A 22,387-nucleotide genomic window follows, 5' to 3' on the forward strand; every position below is an offset into this window, starting at 1 on the left:
CACGACGACGACCAGGGCATCGGCGTGCTGGCCGCGATCAAGGAGGCCAACCGCAGCGAGTTCTTCATGGTCGGCGGCGCGGGTTCGGCCAACGCGATGCGCGACATCCAGGCGGGTAACAGCGTGCTGGAGGCCACCGTCACCTACAGCCCGACCATGGCCTCTTCGGCGATCAAGCTTGCTCGGCTGATCGCGCAGGGCAAGGGCATGAGTGATCTGGTGGAGAACCAGGTGCCTCAGTCGATCACGCTGGCCTCGGAGACCATCACCAAGGACAACGTCGACAAGTACCTGCCGCTCGGATTCGAGTCCTGATGCCTCGTGACGACAAGCCGACACTGGGGATCGGCATGGTCGGATACGCGTTCATGGGGCGCGTTCACTCGCAGGCCTGGCGGAGCGTCTCGGCGTTCTTCGACCTGCCGGTCACACCGACGATGGCCGCGCTCTGCGGTCGTTCGAAGGAGCGTACGACCGCCGCGGCCGCGGATCTCGGCTGGGCCGCGGTCGAGACCGACTGGCGGGATCTGATCCGCCGCGACGACGTCGACATCGTGGACATCTGCACGCCGGGCGACTCCCACGCGGAGATCGCCATCGCGGCACTGGCCGCCGGCAAGCACGTCCTGTGCGAGAAGCCGCTGGCCAACACCGTGGCCGAGGCCGAGGCGATGTCCGAGGCGGCTCGCGCCGCGGCGGCCAAGGGTGTGTACGCGATGGTCGCCTTCAACTACCGGAGGGTCCCGGCCGTCGCGCTGGCCCGCCGGTGGGTCGAGGAAGGACGGCTGGGGGAGCTGCGCCACGTCCGGGCGCAGTATCTCCAGGACTGGATCGTCGACCCCGAGTTCCCGCTGGTCTGGCGGTTGCAGCGGGACCAGGCGGGCTCGGGCGCGCTCGGTGACATCGGCGCGCACATCATCGACACCGCCGAGTTCATCACCGGTGACGTGATAGCGGGCGTCTCGGCTCTCACCGAGACGTTCGTGAAGGAGCGCCCCCTCGCCGAGGCCTCAGCCGGCCTGGTCGGCGACAGCCGTACCTCCGAGAGGGGGACGGTCGACGTCGACGACGCCGCGTTGTTCATCGGGCGGATGCGGGGCGGGGCACTGGCCTCGTTCGAGGCCACCCGGTTCGCCGCGGGCCGCAAGAACTCTCTGCGGATCGAGATCAACGGTTCGAAGGGAAGCCTGGCCTTCGACTTCGAGGCGATGAACGAGCTGTGGTTCCACGACCACACCCTCAGCGGGGCCGAGGCGGGTTTCCGTCGCATCCTGGTCACCGAACCCGAGCACCCGTACGCGGCGGCCTGGTGGCCGCCGGGCCACGGGCTCGGTTACGAACACACCTTCACCCACGAGGCGAAGGATTTCATTGAGGCGGTCGCCGCCGGTGTCGCCCCGTCGCCGTCCTTCGAGGACGGCCTGCGGGTGCAGCGGGTGCTGGCGGCGGTAGAAACGAGTGCGGCCGATGAGAGCCGCTGGACGGTGGTGTCATGAGCAGGCCGATCACGTTGTTCACGGGCCAGTGGGCCGATCTTCCGTTCGAGGAGGTCTGCCGCCTGGCCGCCGAGTGGGGTTACGACGGCTTGGAGATCGCCTGCTGGGGCGACCACTTTGAGGTCGACAAGGCCCTGGCCGACGACTCCTATGTCGAGCGCAAGCTGGAGGTGCTGGCCAAGCACAACCTGAAGGTGTGGACGATCTCCAACCACCTCGTCAGCCAGGCCGTCTGTGACAGCCCGATCGACGAGCGGCACAAGGGAATCCTGCCGGGGCGGATCTGGGGGTCGGGAGATCCCGAGGAGGTGCGGCAGCGCGCGGCGGAGGAGATCAAGGACACCGCCAGGGCGGCCGCGAAGCTCGGCGTGAAAACCGTCGTCGGATTCACCGGGTCGTCGATCTGGCACACGCTCGCGATGTTCCCGCCGGTGCCGCCCTCGATGATCGAGGCCGGATACCAGGACTTCGCCGACCGGTGGAACCCGATCCTGGACGTCTTCGACGAGGTCGGCGTCCGGTTCGCGCACGAGGTGCACCCGAGCGAGATCGCCTACGACTACTACACGACGGTCCGGACCCTGGAGGCCATCGGCCACCGTGAGGCGTTCGGGCTGAACTGGGACCCGTCCCACATGGTCTGGCAGGAACTGGACTCGGTCGGGTTCATCCTCGACTTCGCCGACCGGATCTACCACGTGGACTGCAAGGACGCCAAGGTCCGCACCGGCAACGGGCGGCGTGGCCGTCTCGCGTCGCACCTGGCCTGGGCGGACATGCGGCGTGGCTGGGACTTCGTCTCGACCGGTCGCGGGGATGTGCCCTGGGAAGACTGCTTCCGGGCCCTGAACTCCATCGGCTACGACGGTCCCATCTCCATCGAGTGGGAGGACGCGGGCATGGACCGGCTGGACGGCGCCCCCGAGGCGCTGGGCATCATCCGGAAGCTGAACGCCATCACGCCCCCGTCGTCGTCCTTCGACGCGGCCTTCTCCTCGGAGTGAGACCTCAGAGGTAGGCGGACCAGGCCGCCGATCCGCACCGCCCCGGCGGACGGATCGGCGGCCTGATCGTCGTAGGGCCGAATGGCAGGTGCTGGGCAGGTACGGCCGGCGGTCGCGGGCCGTATCGCCGGGGGGCCGCAGCCGGGAGAGCCCTCTGCCCGGTACGGCCCCCAGGACGGGCTAGTCCAGGACGACGACCTGACGCAGGACCTCGCCACCCTTCAGCGCGGCCACGGCGTCGTTGAGGTCGGCCAGCTTGATGCGGGAGCTGATCATGCTCTCCAGGTCGAGCTTGCCCGCCTTGTAGAGCTCGGCGAAGAACGGGAAGTCCCGCCGGACGTCCGACCCGCCGTACAGGGAGCTGAGCAGGTTCTTGCCCTCGAACAACAGACTGAAGGCGGTCAGCGGGACGGTGTCGTCCATCGCGCCCGCGCCCACCACGATCACGTCGCCGCCGCGGCGGGTGGCCTGCCAGGCGGTCATGATGGTGGCGGACTTGCCGACGGCCTCGAAGCCGTAGTCGAACCCGCTGCCGCCGGTCAGCGTGCCGATCGCGTCCGTGAGCTGGTCGGGGGTGATGGCGTGGGTGGCGCCGACCTTCTTGGCCAGCTCGTGCTTGGACTCCACCGGATCGATCGCCAGGATCGTCCTCGCGCCGGAGATCCGGGCACCCTGGATCACCGACAGGCCGATGCCGCCGCAGCCCACCACGACCACGGTCGATCCGGCCTTGACGCGAGCGGTGTTGAGCGCTGCGCCGACGCCGGTGGTGACACCGCAGCCGATCAGCGCCGCCACCTCGAAGGGCACCTCGGGGTCGACCTTGATCGCACCCTGCCAGGGCACGACGATCTCCTCGGCCCAGGTGCCGCATCCGGCCATGCCGAACGCCGGGGTGTCGCCGCCGAAGCGGAAGCGGGCGTTGACGAAGCTGTCCATGAGGTAGACCGTGCACAGGAACGGCTGGCCGACCAGGCAGTTCGAGCAGTTGCCGCAGGCCGGGTTCCAGTTGACGATGACGTGGTCGCCGGCCTTGACCGTGGCCACGTGATCGCCGACCTCGAGGACCTCGCCCGCGCCCTCGTGGCCGAGGATGATGGGCAGGGGCATGGGCAGCACACCGCTGATCACCGACAGGTCGGAGTGGCAGACGCCGGTCGCCCTGATCTTGATCCGAACATCGGTCGGGCCCATCGGGGCGAGGGTGAAGTCATCACGGATATCGAGCTTGTCGTCGCCGACGGCATGCAGAAGCGCACCACGCATGGGGGTCCTTCCTAGTTCTCCTCGAGGGAGAGAGCGGCTTTGGGGCAGGACCGCACGGCGTGCCGGACGCGGTCCGTCATCTCCGACGGCGGCTCAGGCAGCAGTAGGTGCAGCTGGTCGTCGTCGTCGAGCTCGAAGACCTCTGGGGCGAGTCCCGTGCAGATCCCGTTGGACTCGCAGACCATGTAGTCGACTTTGATTTTCATGTGAGCCTCCTAGGCGGGAATGGCGAGCTTACGGTGATCCCAGGAGATCACTCGACTCTGCTCCACCATGAAGGCGACCCGCTTGCGGCCGGTGTAGGCGACATACTCCGTCAGGAGCTCCTCCGCGTCAGGCATTCCGGCCATCCGCCGGGCCACGTTCATGCCGACATCGAGGATCCCCTCCGGGTCGTCGATCCGCCGGGCCACGCCGTACATCAGGACTCCGCGCAGGTCGGAGTATTCGTCGCCGGCCTCGATCAGGCAGCTCACCCGGGGATCCCGCTGGATGTTGAGTGTCTTCTGGGCCTTGCCGTAGGTCCAGAAGGCTATTTTTCCTTCGACCAGTCCGTAAAACATGGTCACCATGTGCGGTGTCCCGTCCGGATTGATCGTGCCGAGCTGGAGCTTTCGCGACTCACGGACGAAAGCCGTCACCTCGTCGTCGGACATCACGATGCGGGTGCGCTGGTTCACGGTGCAAAGTAGAACACGTTCCATAAGGCCGGGCAAGGGCCATTTGGAATGTTGTTCGGTCTAGGTAGTCTGCTGTGATGAGCACCGCGACCATGCCCGCCGACCTGCTGTACGCCGCCCAGCGCGCGAAAGGATTCATGCCCCACCCGGAGGGTCTCGTCCTGTTCGAGACCGCAGTCGAGTACGGCCCGCTCGGTCCGATCTGTGAGATCGGCAGTTACTGCGGGAAGTCGGCCCTCTACCTCGGTTCGGCAGCCAGGCAGACCGGATCCGTCGTCTTCACCGTGGACCACCACCGGGGCTCCGAGGAGATCCAGCCGGGGTGGGCGTACCACGACCCCACGCTGATGGATCCCCGCTTCGGCAAGATGGACTCGCTGCCCTCCTTCCGCTGCACGATCGCCGCCGCCGGGCTCGAAGACGAGGTCATCGCGATCGTCGGCAAGTCCGAGCGGGTCGCCGGGCTGTGGAACACCCCGCTGGCGATGCTCTTCATCGACGGCGGTCACTCCGAGGGGCCGGTGACCAAGGACTACGAGGGATGGGCCCCGCACATCGTGGAGGGCGGCGCGCTGGTCTTCCACGACGTCTACCCCGACCCGGCCAGGGGCGGGCAGGGGCCGTATCTCGTCTACCAGCGGGTTCTCGCCTCCGGCGCGTTCAAGGAGGTCCGGCACGAGGGATCGCTGCGGGTGCTGGAGAGGGTCGGCCCCGGCATCGGATAGGCGTGGGTCTCACGACCGCTCCGTCATGATGGAGACCGCCACCGGTTCCCGCACGTCGCGCACCCGCACCACCGTCGAGGCGATCAGGCCGGTGCCCGCGCGCAGCAGCAGCCAGCCTTCCTCGTAACCCCCCACGACGACGAGTGGCGTCGTCGGAGGACGGCCCGCCTTGAACAGGCACTCGACGGCCGTCCAGATCCGGGCGGACACGGTCTCCTCCGTCTCGGCGCAGCGCGGCAGCAGCTCGGCGACCAGCGGGTCGAACGCGGGCCCCAGCGTCCTGCCCGCACCGCCCACCCGCTCCCAGTCGCAGTACGCGGGACCGTTCACGCCGAGCACGAGGTCGCCCAGATGGCTGCGGCACGTCCCGCCGGTCATGGTCACGTGCAGCGCCGGATCGAGGCCGAGGCCGACCGCGGCCCGCTGCAGGTAGACGGCCAGCAGGTTCGTCGGCCACGGATCGCGCCGGGGGAGGGGGCCGACGTCCTTCAACCGCAGCCCGATCCACGCGGCCACCAGCCGCCCGCGCACATCGGTGGTGGTCACGTCCCAGACGTATTCGCCCCTGTCGTGCCCGCGCTCGGTGGCGTGCAACCGTACGTCGCCCTGGGACGGCCGCATCACCAGACGCTCGCAGCCGACCGGGAGCAGCCGCCGATGCGGCACGCACGCCTGCAGCGCGTGGATCGTGGCGTCGCTCAGTCCCGGACTGCCCAGCACGGGCCGGTCCGGGAACCAGCCGTCGGGGTCGTCGCCGTGCAGTTCGCCCCGGCAGTTTCGCGCCTCGACGAGGGTCAGCTCCCTGACCCGCCGGAACCTCCCGGTGTGGAAGCAGAGAGCGCCGTACAGGTCCTCGGAGTCCAGGGTTTCGGTGACGTCCCGGTTCAGCTGCGGCACGAACAGCGTCTCGCCCACGGGGTTCACCGGGAACACCGCCCTGAAATGATCCACGTGAAACCCGGTCTCCTCGCTGCGGACCACGGCCTCGACCGTCCGCTCGTGCCGGAGCGCGCACACCCGGATCGTGGTGCCGCCCTCGTCGGGCACGACGACGGGCCGGTCGAACGTTATCTCCGCGGCCTCGTCCAGGGGTCGTCCGGCCAGTGCCCCCGCGGCCTGTGCCATCGCCTCCAGCGCCACCACCGAGGGCAGTACCGCCTGCCCGTCCATCCGGTGGTCGTTCAGGTAGGCGTCTGACTCGATCGACAGGCGGCTGTCGGCGACCAGCTCCACGCCGGGGACGTGCACCCGCGTCCCTTCGAGGAACCGTCCTCCCCCCGGGCACGGCGCCGCGGGTCCGCCCAGCCGGCCGTGCACGGTCACGCTGGACGGCAGGTCCTTGGTCCTGAGCAGGTCGAGGAACAGCTCCACGCCCTCCCGCGCGGGAATGGCCGTCACCTCCGCCCTGATCAGCGATTCGAGCACGCCCAGCCGTTCGCCCATCCCGGCGCCCGACCACACGGACCAGTCGATGTTCAGCCCGCCGATCCTTCTGGCGCGCTCCCTCATCAGCCCGCCCGCCAGCGCGTAGTGGCTCTCCCCGGCCAGGCCGTACAGGCCGATCACCGACCCGAACGTCACCACCCTGCGGGGCGCGGTCACGGCGAGCAGGTTGTCCAGCCCGGTGAGCTTGGGCGCGATGTGCCGCTCGAAGTCCTCGGCCGTGAGCTCGGCGAACCTGCCCGGCCGGTTGACCTCCGCCGAGTGGATCAGCATGGTGGCGGGGCCGAGCGTCCCCTCCAGCTCTCGTACGGCATGCGTCACCTGGTCGGCGTCGCCCACGTCGGCCGTGGCGTAGCCGTACCGCACGCCCTTGACGGCCAGCATCTGCAGGTTGGTCCTCAGGATGGGGTCGTGGTTCGGCCGCCGGTGCCCGAGCAGGGCCAGGGCGCACCCGCTCGCCTCGGCCAGCGCCCTGGCGCAGGCGAACCCGATCCCCTTGCCGCCCCCGCTGACCAGCACCACGTCCGCCGGTCCGACCGGCAGCGGACCCTCCCCGTCAAGGGCGATCACGGTTCTTCCGCGCGGTTCCCCGGCGCCGAAGTCGAGCTCGGGATGCTCCAGCCTCAGGCTGCCCAGAAAGCCGGCCACGGCGTCCGACCCGCAGACCACGGCCAGTCGCTCCCGGCGCGCGACCGCCTCGCGGGCGGCCGAGACCAGGGACTCGGCGGCCCCGGGGCGGAGAGGATCGTCGATCACGATCCGCCTGACCGGGACGTCCGTGTCCTTCGGGCCGTCGGTCTCCCAGCCCGAGCCGGCGCCTCCGTCCGCGACCGTGGCTTCGTCCGCGGCCACGGCTTCGTATGCGGCCTTGGCGGGGACGTCCCGGCCGGTGTCCGGATCCTCGGCGAAACACCTCACCCAGTGCGCGACCCCCGCCACGGGCCCCGTCCGGCCGGCGGGCTCGGGTGTGTCCGCCGCCGGCAGCCGCGAGATGACCCCCGCCACCAGCCCCATCACGATTCCCGCGATGCCGCCGCCCAGCCCCTGGCCACCGCCTGCCCGCTCGACGCCCGCCACCGTGCCCTGGGCGGACGAGCACGGGCTGGGGATGAAGACGCGGTCGCGCCAGATGTCGACGGGTCTGGCCGGGTGGTCGCCGTAGAGGTCGGTGAGGTCCTGGATCGCGGTGTCCGCCCAGAGAGCGGCGACGGTCTCCGCGGACGCCGTGTCCGGCATCGGGCGGTCGACGAACACGTCCCCCGCCGGGGCCTCCTGGCTGGGAAAGAGCAGCGTGACCCGCCCCTTCACGTCCTGTCCGAGGTAGAGCCCGGAAAGGGCGACGAGGCTGCCGGGCTCCAGGGTGTCCAGCCGTTTCAGGGCGAGCTCCGCGCGCTCGGAGAGCTGTTCCGCGGACCCCGCCACGATCGCGATCCGCAACGACCCGGCCGGGGCGGTCCCCAACGCGTGCGCGAGATCGCACAGCTCCGCCTCCGACCACCGGACGGCCTGGTCCGCCACCCGCTCCAGCACCGGCCGTACGGCCTCCGCGTCCTCGCCCGAGAACGCGAACACCAGGGGCTCGTCCGGCGACGGACGGTCGGGCGCGGGCCGTACCGGATCGGTGAGATCGCTCACCTCCGCCGGAGCCGGGGCGGTGAGGACGAGGTGGGCGTGGATGTCACCGAAACCCGTGGCGCTCACCCCCGCGTGGCGGGGGCCGGAGGGCCAGGGCTCGGGGACGGCCAGGACGCGAAGGGGGGCGCCGGGAGCGGCCAGGAGGGAGTGGGGGGAGCCGCAGCCTGTGGTGGGAGGCAGGACACCGGAGGCGATGCTCAGGGTGGCCTTGATCAGTCCTGCGGCTCCGGCCGCCGCCTTGGTGTGCCCGATGTTGGCCGCGACGGACCCGAGGGCCGCCTGCCGTACGGTGCCGGACAGCAGGCGGGTGAGCGCGGTGAGTTCGGCGGTGTCGCCGGCGGCGGTGCCGATGCCGTGACCTTCGAACAGGGCCACCTCGGTGGGGGAGATCCCGGCCTGGGCGTAGGCGCGGCGCAGGGCCAGGAGCCGGCCGTCGGACTCCGGACGGGTCATGCCTCCGCCGCCGTGGTCGGACCCCGGACGGGTCATGCCTATGCCGCCGTCGGAGGACACGCCCCAACCGGCGATCTCCGCGTAGATCCGTACCCCGGCGGCCCGGGCGCCGGCCGTGGGCATCAGGGCCACGATCCCGCAGCCCTCACCGGGCCAGAAGCCGTTCGAGCGGGTGTCGTAGATTCGCATCCGCTCCTCGGCCAGCGCACCCGTCTTGGCGAGGCCGACCAGCTCGAACGGATCGAGGCTCAGGTCCACGCCCCCGGCCAGGGCGAAGTCGGCGCTCCCGTCCAGCAGCGAACGGCAGGCGGTGATCACGGCCAGCAGGGACGAGGCGCCCGCGCCGTCCACGACGTATCCGCCACCGCGCAGGTCGAAGTGGTCGCAGACGCGTCCGGCGATCGTGCCGGGAAGGCTTCCGGCCAGACTCTCCTCGGAGGTCTCGGGGAACGGCCGTAGATACTCGCCCTGGGCGCGGGACAGCACCCGGGCGACCGTCTCCTCGGGAAGCCCGGCCAGGGCCGAGACCAGCACGCGGCGCACGTACGGCCAGCGCAGCCGCAGCGTGGAGGCCCGGGAGACCTCGCCGGTCAGGGTGTTGCCCATGACCACCGTGACCCGGTCGCGGTCGAGCCCCTTCCCGCCGGGGAAACCCGCGTCGGTCAGGGCGTGGGACGCCACCTCCAGGGCGAGCCAGTGAGCCGGGTCCCCGGCGCGGTGCGCCGCACCGGGGATGCGGAAGGCGGCCCGGTCGAACTCCCAGCCCTCGATCAGGGCGGCGCGGGTGCTGTAGGTGTGGTCGGAGGCCAACCGGTCGGAGGAGTGGTAGTCGGCCAGGTCAACCCGTTCGACCGGCATGCGCCGGAACGCCCGCCGCCGCCACAGCACCGTCTCCCACAGCGCCCCCGGATCGGGTGCGTCCGGGTAGGTGCAGGCCAATCCCACGATCGCGACGGACATTCGGCGCACCCTTCAGGCGTTCGCACGGATCACTGCCGGACGCCCACGGGGACCTCGGAGAGGTCGCGCGAGAGCGGGCACGGAAGGGGGAACGGCACAGAAGGGGAAGAGCGGACGGTATGGCGGAAGCCGAGAACGGGGATGCGGCGGAGGCCGCTGACGGACGTGTGGCGGGAGCCGGGGACGGGATACGGCGGAAGCCCTGAGCGGGACCGCGGCCGCGGGTCATGAATCGCGGTTGCGCCGCGCCCAGGCCTTCCGGATTCCCGCCCGCCAGGCCTGGTAGTGGTCACCGCTGTGCGCGTTGTGGCCCAGCGCGATGAGCGCGGTGTCGGTCCAGCCACCGGCCTCGTCCACCTCCACCCCGCACAGCGCGGGCGCGGCCGCGACGGTGTGCTCGGGGACGATCCCCGAGATCAGCCGGGAGGCGCAGCCGAAGGCGCTGCCCTGGGCGAGGTGGGCGCGGAAGCCGTCCTCCGTCGCGGCCAGGGCCATCCACTCCAGGTCCGCGGCGCTCGCACCGCCGACGTAGGTGGCGGCCAGACCCACGCCACTCCACAGGTCGGCGCGGCGACCCGCCGGGAACTCGGCGATGCGCAGGACCACGTCGTCCACGCCCGCGCACTCGTGGAACCAGAGCATCCGCCCCAGGCCCTGGTCGAAGATCGCCCGCTGGGTCCGGTCCATCAGGCCGGCCGTGCGCTGACGCCCCACCGTCCTGTCGGTGAGGAAAAAACCCTGGTGGAAGCCGAAGCCGTCGAAGGCCAGCCAGCGCAGCAGCGGGTGGACCGAACGGATGCCCCACATCGGCCGCATGTGCAGCCGGGCGTACGCCCAGCCGGTGCCCATGTGGATGAGGTGCGGGTATCGCATCCCCTGCCCGTTGAGCAGGTCCCTGAGCCGCCTGCCGCCGGTGATCGTGAGGATGTCGAGGTTCGCGCAGGCCATGCCCGCACCTTCGTAGGCGAATCCGCGCAGTTCCTCGGGAAGGTCGTCGATCCGGTCAACCTCCCGGGCGAGCATCGCGTTGAACCCGGTCAGGAATGCCCGTCCCGAGGTCTCCAACCGCTCGCGGGCCGGGCCCAGCCGGAACCGGCGCGGTCCGAAGTCAGCCTGGCCGGGGTTCTTCCACAGCAGGTTGACCAGGCCGCCCGGCCTGGTAAGCACCAGCTCCGCCGGGTCGGAGGCGTCCGAGGTGTCCGGCTCCTGTATGGCGTTCAGGATGGCCTCGGCGCTGTCGTCTTCCGTGCCGGGCGTCTCCGTACCGGTCTCGCTCGTGTCGTCTTCCGTGCCGGCCTCCGCGCCGTGGCTGGACGTGCCGGCATGATGCGTGTCATGTCCCGCCAGGGTCTTCTCGGCGGGGATGTCCCAGAAGCTGTCCCTGGAAACGTCCTGGGTCCTGTCGAGGGTCTTCTCGGCGTTCGTGACGGGGGTGCTTTCGGCGCCGCTCCTGTCCGCGTCCGCTCTCGCCGGTTCGGGGACCCTGTGCGCGGTGGCCCGCTCAGTCTCGTCGCTCTGAGCTATTACCCGGGTGCCCTCCGCATTGCTCACAGGCTCGAACGTAGTAAGCCGTATTCCGGCCTTCAAGCACCGCCCTGTGGTTCCGGGCAAAGAAATTGTTAGATCTGGAGGCCTGACGGCCCCATGGCCCGGGAGGGGACGTCAGGCTCGCGAACGGGCGTGGCTGCACCCGCAGTCTGCGGTGGGACGATCTGTCACGTATTTGCCCGCGTCGCGGAAGATGCCCGCGGCCGGGGTGTGGTCGGTCAGCGCGTCGGCCGCGAGCACGACGGCGGCCGCGGTGTAGGCGGAGCGCTCGTGCGGGAACCATTTCTCGTTCACGAACTGCCAGCCGGTCCAGTAGGAACCGTCCTCGTGCCGCAGGTGCTGCATGTCCGCGAAGAGTTTCAGCGCCCGGCCCCGGTCGCCCACGGCGTCCAGTGAGAGCACCAGCTCGCACGTCTCCGCGCCGGTCACCCACGGCTGGTCGGAGACGCAGCGGATGCCCAGGTCCGGCTCCACGAACGTGTCCCACTCCTCGGCCAGCCGCGCCTCGGCGGCCGCGCCGCGTACCGCGCCGCCCAGAATCGGGTAGTACCAGTCCATCGAGAATCGGCTCTTGTCGGCGAACGCCTCCGGGTGCGCGAGCAGTACGTGACCAAGCTGATCGGCGGCGAGCTCCCAGTCGGGCTGCGGGTCGCCCAGGCGCTCACCGAGCAGCACGCCGCTGCGCAGGCCCTGGTGGATGGAGGCGCAGCCGGTCAGCAGGGCATATTCGGCGGGCCTGCCGTCGGCCGCCCGCTCCCAGACGATCTCGCCCCGGGTGGTCTGCAGCTCGACCACGAAGTCCAGCGCGGATCGGACGACCGGCCACATCTCACGGGCGAAGTGCTCGTCCCCGCTCACCAGCAGCTCGTGCCAGACGCCGACCGCCACGTAGGCGGCGTGGTTGGACTCCCCGCCCCGTTCGACGGCCTTGCCCCCGACGAGCTTCATCGGCCAGGAGCCGTCGGTCCGCTGCGTACGGGCCAGCCAGTCGTAGCCCCTGCGAGCCGGTCCTGCGAGCCCGGCCACGCTCATCGCCATCAGGCACTCGATGTGGTTCCAGGCGTCCACATGTCCTTCGGGCCACGGGATGCCGCCGTCGGGTTCCTGCACCGCCGCGATGCTGTGGGCGGTCTGGACGACCTGCGTCCAGCTTATTGGGTCGCTCACCGCTCCTCATTCGCTCGGCGGACCGGGGTGCTCACGCGGGTTTCCGGACGTAGAGCACCACGCTTTTGCCGATGAGCGGGTTGAGCACCGCTTCGGCGATCCTGGTGGCGGCGGGGCGCTTCATGATGTCCCAGACCAGGATCTCGTGGTACGCCTTGGTCAGCGGGTGGTCGTCGTTGTTGACGCCGACCGCGCATTTGAGCCACCAGTACGGCGCGTGCAGCCCGTGGGCGTGGTGGTGCGGGCCGATCTCCATGCCGACCGCCTTCAGCTTGGCGCTCAGTTCGGCCAGCGTGTAGATGCGGACGTGCCCGCCGGGAGCCGTGTGATAGGCCTCGTCCAGCGCCCAGCAGATCCGCTCGGGCAGGAAGCTCGGCACCGTGATGGCAGCCCGACCGCCCGGCTTGAGCACCCGGAAGATCTCCCGCATCGCGGCCATGTCGTCGGGGATGTGCTCCAGCACCTCAGCCGCGATCACCCGGTCGAAGCTCGCGTCCTCGAAGGGCATGTTGAGCGCGTCGCCGGTCACGGTCTCGGCCGTCGCCTCGGGGGGCACCTCGCCGGCCTTGTCCATCGCGGCGAACATGCTCGCCACGCCTTCCAGCTCCTCGGCGTCCATGTCGAAGGCCACTACGTCGGCGCCCCGCCGCAGCACCTCGAACGCATGTCGTCCGCCGCCACAGCCCAGGTCCAGAACTCGGGTTCCGGGCCCCACGGGCAACCGGCCGAAGTCGACAGTCAGCACTCGCCGCTCCTATTGAGGTGATCGGTATGAAGGGGGTTCACTTCGCGCGACGGGCCTGGATGGCCTCGTGGTAGGCCTCCACGGTCCGCTGCGCGACGACGTTCCAGGTGTAGCGCTCCATGACCCGCTCGTAGCCCTTCCTGCCCACCGCGGCCCGCTCCTCGGGGGAGTCGTGCAGGCGGCGCAGTACGGCGGCCAGCTCCTCGGGGTCGCCCGGGGCAACCTGGATCGCCGCGTCGCCGACCACCTCGGGCAGTGCGCCGGTACGGCTGGCGACCAGCGGGGTGCCGCAGGCCATGTGCTCGACGGCCGGGAGCGAGAAGCCCTCGTAGAGGGAGGGCACGACCGAGATCTCCGAGGTGGCGATCAGCTCGCCCAGCGCGTCGTCGGAGATGCCGTGCACAAACGTGACGCGGTCCTGCAGGGAGAGCTCGGCGACCAGCTTCTCGGTCGGACCACCCGGGGTGGGCTTGCTGACCACGGTCAGGTTGACGTCGCGCTCGGTGGCGAGCTTCGCCACCGCCCGCAGCAGCGTCGAGACGCCCTTCATCGGGGAGTCGGCGCTGGCCACCGCCACGATGGAGCCGGGACGCTTGGGCATCTCCGGGCGCGGATGGAAGTAGCGGGTGTCCACGCCCAGCGGGACGAGCCGCATGTTGGCCTGGGGCACGTTGAAGTCGCGGTGGATGTCGGCGAGGGAGGACTCGCTGACGGTCAGGATCGGGCTCAGTCTCGGCGCGACCTTGGCCTGCATCCGGACGAAGCCGTACCACCTTCTGAGCGAGAGCTTCTTGCGCCACGGCGCGGCCTTCAGCTCGATCCGCCGGTCCACGCTGATCGGGTGGTGGATGGTGCCGACCACCGGGAACAGCTTCTGGATGCCGAGCAGGCCGTAGCCGAGCGTCTGGTTGTCCTGCACCACGTCGAAGTCGCCGAGGCGCTTCTTCAGCTCGCGGTGTGCTCGCAGGGTGAAGGTCAGCGGCTCGGGGAACCCCGCGGTCCACATGGTCGCGACCTCGAGCCAGTCGATCCAGTCGCGATACTCGTGCAGCTTGGGAGTACGGAAGGGGTCTTCGTCGCGATACAGGTCAAGGCTGGGGACCTTGGTGAGAATGACGCCCTCGTCGAGTTCGGGATAGGGCTGACCGGAGAACACCTCGACGCGGTGCCCGAGGGCGACCAGCTCACGACTGAGATGACGCAGGTAGACGCCCTGGCCCCCACAGGTCGGCTTGCTGCGGTAGGACAGCAACGCAACCCGTAGTGAGTCCGCACCTGGCACGGCAACCCCTTCCTACCCCCTGTCCGGAAAGGGGACAGGTACCGTGAAAGATGACCTTAGTCCTCGGACCCTACCATTCGGTAGCTTTGCGCACCTGATGTGGAATTGTTCCTAGACTGAGCCTCACGGGCTGCGAGCTGGGAAGTCAGTCTCACCGAACATGATTCGGTGGAACGCGTTCTCGTTGTGGCCTCACCGGCATGATGCCCATATAAGGGTGTGGCGGTACATTCGCCAATCACACGGCACAAGCCCGGGCGAAAGTCCCGCCCTACGAGCGAGGAGAACGCGTTGGCCAGACGCGCACTGATCACCGGTATCACGGGGCAGGACGGTTCCTACCTGGCCGAGTACCTGCTCGATCAGGGGTACGAGGTCTACGGACTGGCCCGTGGGCAGGCCAACCCCCGCGTCTCCCGGTTGCGCAAGTTTCTGCAGAACGTTCAGTTCGTCGGCGGAGACCTGCTCGACCAGGGCTCGCTGATCTCCGCCGTGGAGAAGGTCCAGCCCGACGAGGTCTACAACCTCGGCGCCATCTCGTTCGTCCCGATGTCGTGGGAGCAGGCCGAGCTCACCGCCGAGGTCACCGGTATGGGCGTGCTGCGCATGCTGGAGGCGATCCGGGTCTGCTCCGGCATCTCCTCCTCGCGTACGGCCGCCGGATCCGGGCAGATCCGCTTCTACCAGGCATCGTCCTCGGAGATGTTCGGCCAGGTCCGCGAGACCCCGCAGACGGAGATCACCTCCTTCCACCCCCGTTCTCCGTACGGCGTGGCCAAGGCGTACGGCCACTTCCTGACCCAGAACTATCGCGAGTCCTACGGGATGTACGCGGTGTCGGGAATCCTGTTCAACCACGAGTCCCCGCGCAGGGGCACCGAGTTCGTCACCCGGAAGGTGAGTCTCGGAGTCGCCAGGATCAAGCTCGGCCTGGCCTCCGAGCTCCGGCTGGGCAACATGGAGGCCCGCCGCGACTGGGGCTACGCCGGCGACTACGTCCGCGGAATGCACCTGATGCTCCAGGCGGAGACGCCAGAGGACTACGTGATCGGCACCGGCCGTACGCACACCGTCCGTGAACTCGTGGAGGCCGCCTTCACCGCCGCGGGGCTGGACTGGGAGCAGCACGTGGTCGGTGACCAGACCCTGCACCGCCCCGCCGAGGTGGACCTGCTCTGCGCCGACCCCAAAAAGGCCCGCGTCCAGCTCGGCTGGGAGCCCTCGGTCGCCTTCGAGGAGCTCGTCACGATGATGGTCGAGTCGGACATCAAGCTGCTGTCCAACGGCGGCGACCCCGACCAGGACTCCTCCTGGTCCTGAACTCCTCCGTTCCGGCCTTCGCCGGGATCAGTCGGTGATCATGATGGGATTGCCCGGCGGGAGGCGGGAGAGCAGGTCCAGCGCGGCGGGCGGAACGCGCACGCAGCCGTAACTGACGTCATGGCCGAACGCGGACCTGTCCGGCCAGCCGTGCAGGGCGATCGTCGCGGGGCCGCCCGCGAAGGTGTCGAGGGTGCCTGAGTGCGCGCCCAGCGCGAGGAACAGCGGGGTGTAGGTCTGGTGACCGGGGGCCACGGAGGCGAGCAGGAACGTCCGCCCCCGCGGGGTGGGTGTGCCGGGCGCGCCCACGGCCACCGGCCAGGATCCGAGCCTGCGTTCGGCGTCGAACACCGTGAGCCTGCGAGCGGCCAGTTCGACCCGCACCTGGTAGGTGCTGTAGACGCCCCGCAGTCCTCCGTCGTCGGTGTAGATCCATCCCGTGGATCGATTGGGCCGGCTCGGCAGCAGTATCCGGTCCCATCCCGGCAGCCGCTGGACCACCGGGACCCAGGTCGGGTCCTGGAGCTGGGTGGTCGGCAACACTCCCAGCGGGGGACCTCCGGGGCGAGAATAGACCACGCGTTTCGCCGTCGGATGTATGAGAAATCCATCCGCGACGTGAAAAGGATCGGGATCCTCTGGGGCCCTGCGCAATGTCGCATAAGTGGTAATAGTTGGCAATCGCTCTATTTGCGCTGCTGATACCGGGAGCGGTTTGATGCGCGGAGAGATGGTCGGAGAGGCCGCGGACGGCATGGTCGGAGAGACGGTCGGAGAGGCGGTCGGCGAATCGTCATCCCTTCCGCAGGAGGAGATCAGGGCCATGACGGCCAGGACGACCACGCCTGCCGTCCTGGCAGACGTGTAGCCGGGAACCCTGCGAGGAATTCCAGACCTCCGCGAGCGACGGCATCTCGCAGGGTTGGTTGAAGTTTTCATCGAGTTCCCGTGGTCGAATCGGCTGTATCCACGCACTTGTGGCATTCCCCCTGCTGAGAGCGGCCATCAATCCATGTTCTCAAATCAATGGAAACCCCGTTGGGGCTCGAATGGAGAATCGGGCGGCGGGGTGGCCCGTCAAGCACCATGAAAAAACAAAAACAGAGAAAAGGAGGTAAGGAATGCCGCGCCGGTGTGGCCGGGTCACCCGGGGGCGCTCGGGGGTGGCACCGGGCGCGTGACCGGCACATGGTCGCCGAGAGCCAACCGCGATTTCCCTTCAACCCGACATATGTCATGCCATCGATTCCTGGAAACTCCGCGGGGGCGAATTGTCACCGCGCAAAGTTTTCTTGGGATCGGGCCCGTCTTGTTGCGTTTATTGTGGAGTTCTGTCCAGAAATGAACGTGTAGTGAAACCGTCGAGGTGAAGTCCTCGGAAACGGTTATCGGTCTTCCCGCGGAAGCTTCGTGCAGGGTTCACGGGTTGACGCGACGGATTCGCGAGATCTGTGAAACGAGCGCCGATTCCCATTCGCCGTGACTCCGGTTTGAGACGGCCGGGATAGGAGCCGGACGCATGCCGGTGTTTTAGCCAATGGCCGATGGGCATGGTGGGGACTGCATGGTGGGACTGAAAGTCCAGTACGAAGAGCTGGAGTGGAAGGTTATCAGCATGAAATCGGAGACCTTTGAAGAGATTTACTTAACGAGCACCAGCGATTCGGTGCCGCGGGCTCGCTCAGAAGTCCGTAAATGGCTCGGCTACGACCATCCGGCGGTTGAGGACGCCGTTCTGGTGGTTTCCGAGTTGGTGACGAACGCCATCGTCTACTCGGACCAGGGAAACGCAGGCGACCTCATCAGGTTAACCTTGACCGCCGCGGAGGGCTTTCTCTACGTGGAGGTCTCCGACCCGGGTTCGGCGTCCACTGCTCCACACCTCTCGCGGGAGATGAATGTCCAGCCGCGAATGAGCACGGAGGGCGGCCGCGGACTGTTCATCGTCGACACGCTCTCCCGGGGGCGCTGGGGAATACGCAAGCACGGTCGGAGCCTGGGCTGGACCGTGTGGTGTGCCATCGCCACCCACCCGGTCTCCGAACGTCCCCACGTACCCGGCCCGTCCAACCTCCTCGTGCTGTCCGAGTGACGACGCGTACGGTCCGTCACCTCGCCGGGCCACGGACAGGGTGCGTCCGTGGTCCGGCGAGACGGGGTGCGCGGTGAGCCCGTGCCGGCGAGAGAGCGGGCCGTACCCGCCGTCGCCGATCGAGCGGCTCGGTCGGGAGCGGGCGATGCGATGCGAGTGACTCCGTGTCGGTTGCGCATGGTGATGAAACGGAGACTTAAAGTGAATTCGACCTAGCCGGATTTCACCGTGATCGCTCGCTCTCTGGAGCGCTGGTATCCAGCGCCGGGACCCTACCGCGGGCCCGTGCCAGATCAATGCGGGACCTCGCGTCAACAGGAGGATTCATATGTTTTCCCGCATCCATCGCACCCGCCGCGCCGCCGTCGCGGTCGCGATCGCCGCCCCGTTCGCCCTCGCCCCCACCGCACACGCCACGCCTTCCCCGGCGCACGAGGTCGATCACATCGACTCGCCGGCTCTCGGCCCGCAGGTACGGCACGGATACATCTCCTCGCCTCCGAGCCGACAGGCCATGTGCGCGGCGAGACGCGTCCAGGACTGCGGTGAAGCCGAAGACAGCCCGCAGAACGTGAAGGGGGCGAAGGGCCTGCGGAAGTGCAGCGGCAACAACCCCCGCTTCCTCGCGCTCGACGACGAGACCAAGGCCTGGCCGGTCACGAAGGTGAAGAACACCGTCACCTTCAACTGGGTGCTGACCGCTCCCTACAGAACCGGCACGTGGGATTACTACATCGGCAACACGCGGATCGCACGCTTCGACAGCCAGGGGGAGGCGCCCACCTCGCCGGTCATCCACACCGTGGACCTGAACGGCAGGACGGGCCGGCTGAAGGTGCTGGCGGTCTGGAACATCGCCGACACGGAGAACGCCTACTATTCATGCGTCGACCTGCAGAGATAGGCGAGCCGGCCGGCCGCCGCGATCGCCGTGCCCTTCGTTCTCGTCCCCGCCGCCTGGGCCGGGTCGTCTCCGGTGCGGGCCCGGGCCCGTTGTCCATGGTCTCGACGCTCGGCCGGATGACGGCGCCGGCCGGGCCCTGAGTCACCGGTCGCCTTGGCGGCGACCGATCTGTAGCCGGGCATCGTGATGGAGCCGTCGCGTCCCATGGCCGCCTGACACGGACGGTCGTGGGACGTCCCCGTGACACCGCGAGAAGCGAGATTGCAGGTCCGAATCCAGCTGGAACTGCTGGTCCGAATCCCGCCGGTTCCGGATCGCATGCTCGCCATAGCGTCGTTCTCGTCCAGATCCCCTCCTTTTACGGATGGGACGCGACGATGAAGGGACATCCTATGGATCTGCAGCTTTCCGGCCGGGTCGCGGTCGTTACCGGTGCTTCAAAAGGCATCGGCCTGGCCGTCACCCGCACACTGCTCGGCGAGGGCGTGCGTGTCGTGGCCGCCTCGCGGAAGAGCACTCCGGAGTTGGAGGCGCTCGCCGGCGCCGACCTGCTCCACGTTGGGGTCGACCTGATGGACCCCGAGGCACCCGGTGAGATCGTGGCGCGGGCGGTGGAGGAGTTCGGCGGGCTCGACATTCTGGTGAACAACGCCGGCGGCCCGCCGCCCGGCGTGGCCCTGCCGCGCTTCTCGTTCCTGGCTCCCACCGACGACGACTGGCGGGTGATGTTCGAGTTCAACCTGTTCTCGGTCGTGCGCGCCATCCGCGCGGCCATCCCGCCGATGCTCCAGCGCGGCGGCGGTTCGATCGTCAACGTCTCCTCGGGCGGCGCCTGGCTGCCCGCTCCCATGAACGTCGACTACAACGCCGCCAAGGCGGGTCTGAACAACCTGGGCAAGGCGCTGTCGGAGGAGTTCGCACCGCAGGGCATCCGGGTGAACACCGTCTCCCCGGGTCCCGTGCGGACGGCATGGTGGACCGAGGAGGGCGGCGCGGCCGACATCATCGCCGCCCAGGCGGGCACCGACCGTGACAACGTGCTGAACAGCGTCGCACCGGAGATGATGAAGCTGTCGACCGGCCGTCTCGTCGAGCCGCAGGAGGTCGCCGATGTGATCGCCCTGCTTGTCTCGCCGCGCTCGGCGAGCACCACCGGCGCGGACTTCGCCGTCGACGCGGGTTTCCTCAAGGAGATCTGACCGGGCGCCGAGGCGCCGGCGTACGGGCTGAAGGCGGACGGGACCGCCACTCGAAGAGGTTTCACGGTGGATGTGTCCAGGACCCGGGCGAGCAGCCGGGTCAGCCGGTCCCGTTGGTCGGCCGGGAGGGAGCCGTGCAGACCGAGCGGAGGGCGATGTTGAGAGCGTCATGATGCAGTCTGTCCAGATGCCGTTGCCGCACGGCGGAGGCCGTCGCGCCGGACAGTTGAACGGCGCAGGCGTGGTTCGCGCCCCGGATGTCCGCGGTGGCCTTCAACTGCTCCAGGACCTCTGTAGTGATCTTGTCGAGCTGCGGCCGGACCTCCGTGGTCAGATCGGGCCGATCGGCCGGGCGCAGCTTCGGGCGTGTCCCCCACAGCGCGTACAGACCGTGCTGAACGACCTTGCCGGCGTCGATCTGGTCGCGGAAGAAGCGCGTGCCGACCGCCGGGTCGAGCCCCATGCCGGTGGACAGGGTCGTGACCTGGTCCAGCACCTGTTGCTCCCGGGCAGGATCGTCGATGGGCCGGCCGGTGCCGAACTTCGCCGCGGCCACCTTGTCGGACAGCAGGATGCGCTGTACGGCCAGGTCGGTCAGCGGTACGAGGGAGGCGGTCTGCCGAATGCCGTCGGCGGTCTGGCCCGGTGTGACGACAGGGGCACGCGGGGCGGCGAAGGCCACGGACGACCCGCCGAGCACGAGTGCGGTGACCATGGACACGATCGCGATGGAACGCGAGAGCGGCAGATCGGCGGACATGGCAAGCCCTTCCGGGAAGACCTCCGTGAACGACGGCCGGGTGGCCGATCCTCCGGCCATGGGTTCCGAGGGTTCTGACCGAGACTAAAGGCTCTCTGACCAGCGGGGGAACCAGAAGCCAGTGCGAGTTGGGTCATGCGGGGACCAACCGATGCGAGCGTCGATCCGGCAATGAACCGGTCCTTCGGCACGCGGTCGCGGTGCCGCGCCGTCCGGTCGCCTGGCCCAGGCCCGGCCGGGCTGACGTCGGCTCGCCCCAAACGACGAGCCCGCGACCGATCGCCGTCCCCGGTCGTCTCCTGCCCCAACCGGGACCCGGATCTGGCCGGCCGTCGCCGATCTCATGAACGAGTATCGCGGAGCCGACCGGCGCCCTTTTGGTGATGAGGAGTCATGCTGAAAAACATGATCAAAGTCCCTTATCTAGAATTAATTCCTTCTAAAAGGAACATGCGAACCAAAGGGGCAATTATGAATAAAGTGCAGGGACGAAATCGAAAGATTGGGACATTTCCTTATTGTTGGTAGATCCATTTAATCATTGTTAACCGAAATGGCGCATCGCCTTGTCGATCATGGGGTAACTCCTGTTTGCCGCCACTGCCGCGGCCACGGAATCTGATTCCCTGGAATCATAAAAGACATGGAACGCGATGACTCCTAGCAGTAAAAGGCGGGTCCCAAATGCTGGCTTCGGCAAACGAAGCAGAAGTTGGGCCGTCGCTACAACGGCAATCGGAACGACGGCAATCGGCGCGATCCTGGCGCTTTCATGTCAAACTCCGGCCAGTGCCGTTGCTTCAACCGAAAATACGGTAGTCCTTCTCCCTCATATTCAGGCAGATAAAAACAGGCCTGCGTCGGATCGTCATAGAGTCCAGCCCCTCGAAAATTCACGCCCTCATTTGAGGGGAATAAAAATCGGGGGCATAAAGGTCAGGGACCGGGATCGGGACAGGGATCGGGACAGGGACTGCGAGTGCCCGAGAAGGCACTGCCATTGCCCCCCCGGCCCGCCCGGACCACAGGGGCCGCAAGGCCCTACCGGACCAGAAGGTCCGGAAGGCCCGTCGGGTGGTCCTCCCGGTCCTCCCGGTCCGGCAGGGCCGGCGGGTTCGCCCGGCGCCCCCGGCGCCCCCGGCACTCCCGGCACTCCCGGCTCGCCGGGCTCGCCGGGCTCGCCTGGTGCCACGGGTGCCACGGGTGCCACGGGTGCGACAGGTAGCACGGGTCCTGCAGGTGCGAATGGAGCTCCGGGTGCGAATGGCGCCCCGGGTGCGAATGGCGCCCCGGGTGCGAATGGCGCGCCAGGCGCGAATGGAGCTCCGGGTGCGAATGGCGCGCCAGGCGCGAATGGAGCAAATGGTGCTCCGGGTGCTCCGGGTGCTCCGGGTACGCCGGGCGCTCCGGGTACGCCGGGTACGCCAGGTGCCCCGGGCGCGACCGGTCCGGCGGGCCCTGAGGGTCCGGTCGGGGGTACAGGTCCGGCGGGACCCACCGGTGCAACGGGCCCTGCGGGTTCGCCTGGCGCTCCGGGTACGCCCGGGACCCCAGGTGAGCCTGGTGCTCCGGGTACTCCTGGTGCTCCGGGTGCGACAGGTCCGGCGGGCCCTGAGGGGCCTGCGGGTCCGGTTGGCGGTACAGGTCCCGCGGGTCCGGCCGGTACGCCGGGCGCCACGGGTCCGGCGGGCCCGGCGGGTGCTCCGGG

At 68.9% G+C, this 22,387-nt stretch carries 19 protein-coding genes and 1 pseudogene; 10 read left to right on the top strand and 10 right to left on the bottom strand.

Annotation, left to right across the window (positions count from 1 at the left end; translation table 11 throughout):
- The 3 genes and pseudogenes from CHC08_RS45925 to CHC08_RS45935 all read left to right on the top strand — a co-directional run.
- Positions 1–315: pseudogene (locus tag CHC08_RS45925) on the top strand (sugar ABC transporter substrate-binding protein); the annotation flags it as partial.
- Positions 315–1,496, top strand: coding sequence for a Gfo/Idh/MocA family protein (locus CHC08_RS45930; RefSeq protein WP_089213673.1), 1,182 nt, complete (start codon positions 315–317; stop codon positions 1,494–1,496). The pseudogene CHC08_RS45925 and the gene CHC08_RS45930, both read left to right, overlap by 1 nt.
- Complete coding sequence (locus CHC08_RS45935; RefSeq protein WP_089213674.1) at positions 1,493–2,500, top strand: sugar phosphate isomerase/epimerase family protein; 1,008 nt, start codon at positions 1,493–1,495, stop codon at positions 2,498–2,500. Before CHC08_RS45930 ends, CHC08_RS45935 begins: the two co-directional genes overlap by 4 nt.
- A 180-nt stretch (positions 2,501–2,680) precedes the next feature.
- Here the strand turns inward: CHC08_RS45935 and CHC08_RS45940 are convergent, their stop codons facing one another.
- Genes CHC08_RS45940 through CHC08_RS45950 form a run of 3 tightly spaced genes read right to left on the bottom strand, consistent with a single transcriptional unit; the run spans position 2,681 to position 4,446 of the window.
- Positions 2,681–3,766: a Zn-dependent alcohol dehydrogenase gene (locus CHC08_RS45940; protein WP_089213675.1), complete on the bottom strand. Its 1,086-nt coding sequence runs from the start codon at positions 3,764–3,766 to the stop codon at positions 2,681–2,683.
- Between the two features lie 11 nt (positions 3,767–3,777).
- Positions 3,778–3,972: a ferredoxin gene (locus tag CHC08_RS45945; protein ID WP_089213676.1), complete on the bottom strand. Its 195-nt coding sequence runs from the start codon at positions 3,970–3,972 to the stop codon at positions 3,778–3,780.
- A 9-nt stretch (positions 3,973–3,981) separates the two neighbouring features.
- On the bottom strand, positions 3,982–4,446 hold the full coding sequence (locus CHC08_RS45950) for a pyridoxamine 5'-phosphate oxidase family protein (protein ID WP_089213677.1): 465 nt from the start codon (positions 4,444–4,446) through the stop codon (positions 3,982–3,984).
- 77 nt (positions 4,447–4,523) lie between these two features.
- Here CHC08_RS45950 and CHC08_RS45955 point away from each other — a divergent pair, with 77 nt between their 5' ends.
- Entirely contained in the window at positions 4,524–5,171 is a 648-nt protein-coding gene (locus CHC08_RS45955; RefSeq protein WP_089213678.1) for a class I SAM-dependent methyltransferase, read from the top strand.
- Positions 5,172–5,180: 9 nt separating this feature from the next.
- Here CHC08_RS45955 and CHC08_RS45960 read toward each other — a convergent pair whose 3' ends face one another.
- From CHC08_RS45960 to CHC08_RS45980, 5 genes are all read right to left on the bottom strand, one after another.
- Positions 5,181–9,662, bottom strand: a complete 4,482-nt coding sequence (locus CHC08_RS45960) for an SDR family NAD(P)-dependent oxidoreductase (RefSeq protein WP_089213679.1) — start codon at positions 9,660–9,662, stop codon at positions 5,181–5,183.
- A 225-nt stretch (positions 9,663–9,887) separates the two neighbouring features.
- Positions 9,888–11,213: a DUF1702 family protein gene (locus CHC08_RS45965; protein ID WP_143653664.1), complete on the bottom strand. Its 1,326-nt coding sequence runs from the start codon at positions 11,211–11,213 to the stop codon at positions 9,888–9,890.
- Between the two features lie 111 nt (positions 11,214–11,324).
- Positions 11,325–12,377, bottom strand: a complete 1,053-nt coding sequence (locus CHC08_RS45970) for a prenyltransferase (RefSeq protein WP_089213681.1) — start codon at positions 12,375–12,377, stop codon at positions 11,325–11,327.
- A gap of 31 nt (positions 12,378–12,408) precedes the next feature.
- A complete protein-coding gene (locus CHC08_RS45975) occupies positions 12,409–13,122 on the bottom strand; it encodes a class I SAM-dependent methyltransferase (protein WP_089213682.1) in 714 nt (237 codons plus the stop codon).
- A 37-nt stretch (positions 13,123–13,159) separates the two neighbouring features.
- A complete protein-coding gene (locus CHC08_RS45980) occupies positions 13,160–14,404 on the bottom strand; it encodes a glycosyltransferase family 4 protein (protein ID WP_089213683.1) in 1,245 nt (414 codons plus the stop codon).
- Between the two features lie 291 nt (positions 14,405–14,695).
- Between CHC08_RS45980 and CHC08_RS45985 the strand changes: the two genes are divergently transcribed.
- Positions 14,696–15,724 (top strand): GDP-mannose 4,6-dehydratase, encoded by a 1,029-nt coding sequence (locus CHC08_RS45985; protein WP_089213684.1) that lies wholly within the window; start codon positions 14,696–14,698, stop codon positions 15,722–15,724.
- A gap of 27 nt (positions 15,725–15,751) precedes the next feature.
- Here the strand turns inward: CHC08_RS45985 and CHC08_RS45990 are convergent, their stop codons facing one another.
- The gene (locus CHC08_RS45990; protein WP_245878983.1) at positions 15,752–16,303 is read right to left on the bottom strand and encodes a L,D-transpeptidase; all 552 of its coding nucleotides are present in this window, start codon (positions 16,301–16,303) and stop codon (positions 15,752–15,754) included.
- A gap of 139 nt (positions 16,304–16,442) precedes the next feature.
- Here CHC08_RS45990 and CHC08_RS52170 point away from each other — a divergent pair, with 139 nt between their 5' ends.
- From CHC08_RS52170 to CHC08_RS46005, 4 genes are all read left to right on the top strand, one after another.
- The gene (locus CHC08_RS52170; RefSeq protein WP_245878984.1) at positions 16,443–16,592 is read left to right on the top strand and encodes a hypothetical protein; all 150 of its coding nucleotides are present in this window, start codon (positions 16,443–16,445) and stop codon (positions 16,590–16,592) included.
- Between the two features lie 696 nt (positions 16,593–17,288).
- Positions 17,289–17,816, top strand: coding sequence for an ATP-binding protein (locus tag CHC08_RS45995; RefSeq protein WP_179282623.1), 528 nt, complete (start codon positions 17,289–17,291; stop codon positions 17,814–17,816).
- A 328-nt stretch (positions 17,817–18,144) separates the two neighbouring features.
- Positions 18,145–18,720 carry a lytic polysaccharide monooxygenase auxiliary activity family 9 protein gene (locus tag CHC08_RS46000; RefSeq protein ID WP_089213686.1) on the top strand — a complete coding sequence of 192 codons (576 nt, stop codon included), beginning with the start codon at positions 18,145–18,147 and terminating at the stop codon, positions 18,718–18,720.
- Between the two features lie 392 nt (positions 18,721–19,112).
- Positions 19,113–19,919 carry an SDR family NAD(P)-dependent oxidoreductase gene (locus tag CHC08_RS46005; protein ID WP_089213687.1) on the top strand — a complete coding sequence of 269 codons (807 nt, stop codon included), beginning with the start codon at positions 19,113–19,115 and terminating at the stop codon, positions 19,917–19,919.
- Between the two features lie 100 nt (positions 19,920–20,019).
- On the opposite strand, the gene CHC08_RS46010 is transcribed toward CHC08_RS46005, so the two are convergent.
- Positions 20,020–20,739, bottom strand: a complete 720-nt coding sequence (locus CHC08_RS46010) for a chorismate mutase (protein WP_218825818.1) — start codon at positions 20,737–20,739, stop codon at positions 20,020–20,022.
- A 1,269-nt stretch (positions 20,740–22,008) separates the two neighbouring features.
- On the opposite strand from CHC08_RS46010, the gene CHC08_RS51075 reads away from it, so the two are divergent.
- The coding region (locus CHC08_RS51075; RefSeq protein WP_218825819.1) for a hypothetical protein at positions 22,009–22,387 on the top strand (379 nt) is incomplete at its 3' end.

This window comes from Streptosporangium subroseum, assembly GCF_900188345.1.
Taxonomy (GTDB): domain Bacteria; phylum Actinomycetota; class Actinomycetes; order Streptosporangiales; family Streptosporangiaceae; genus Streptosporangium; species Streptosporangium subroseum.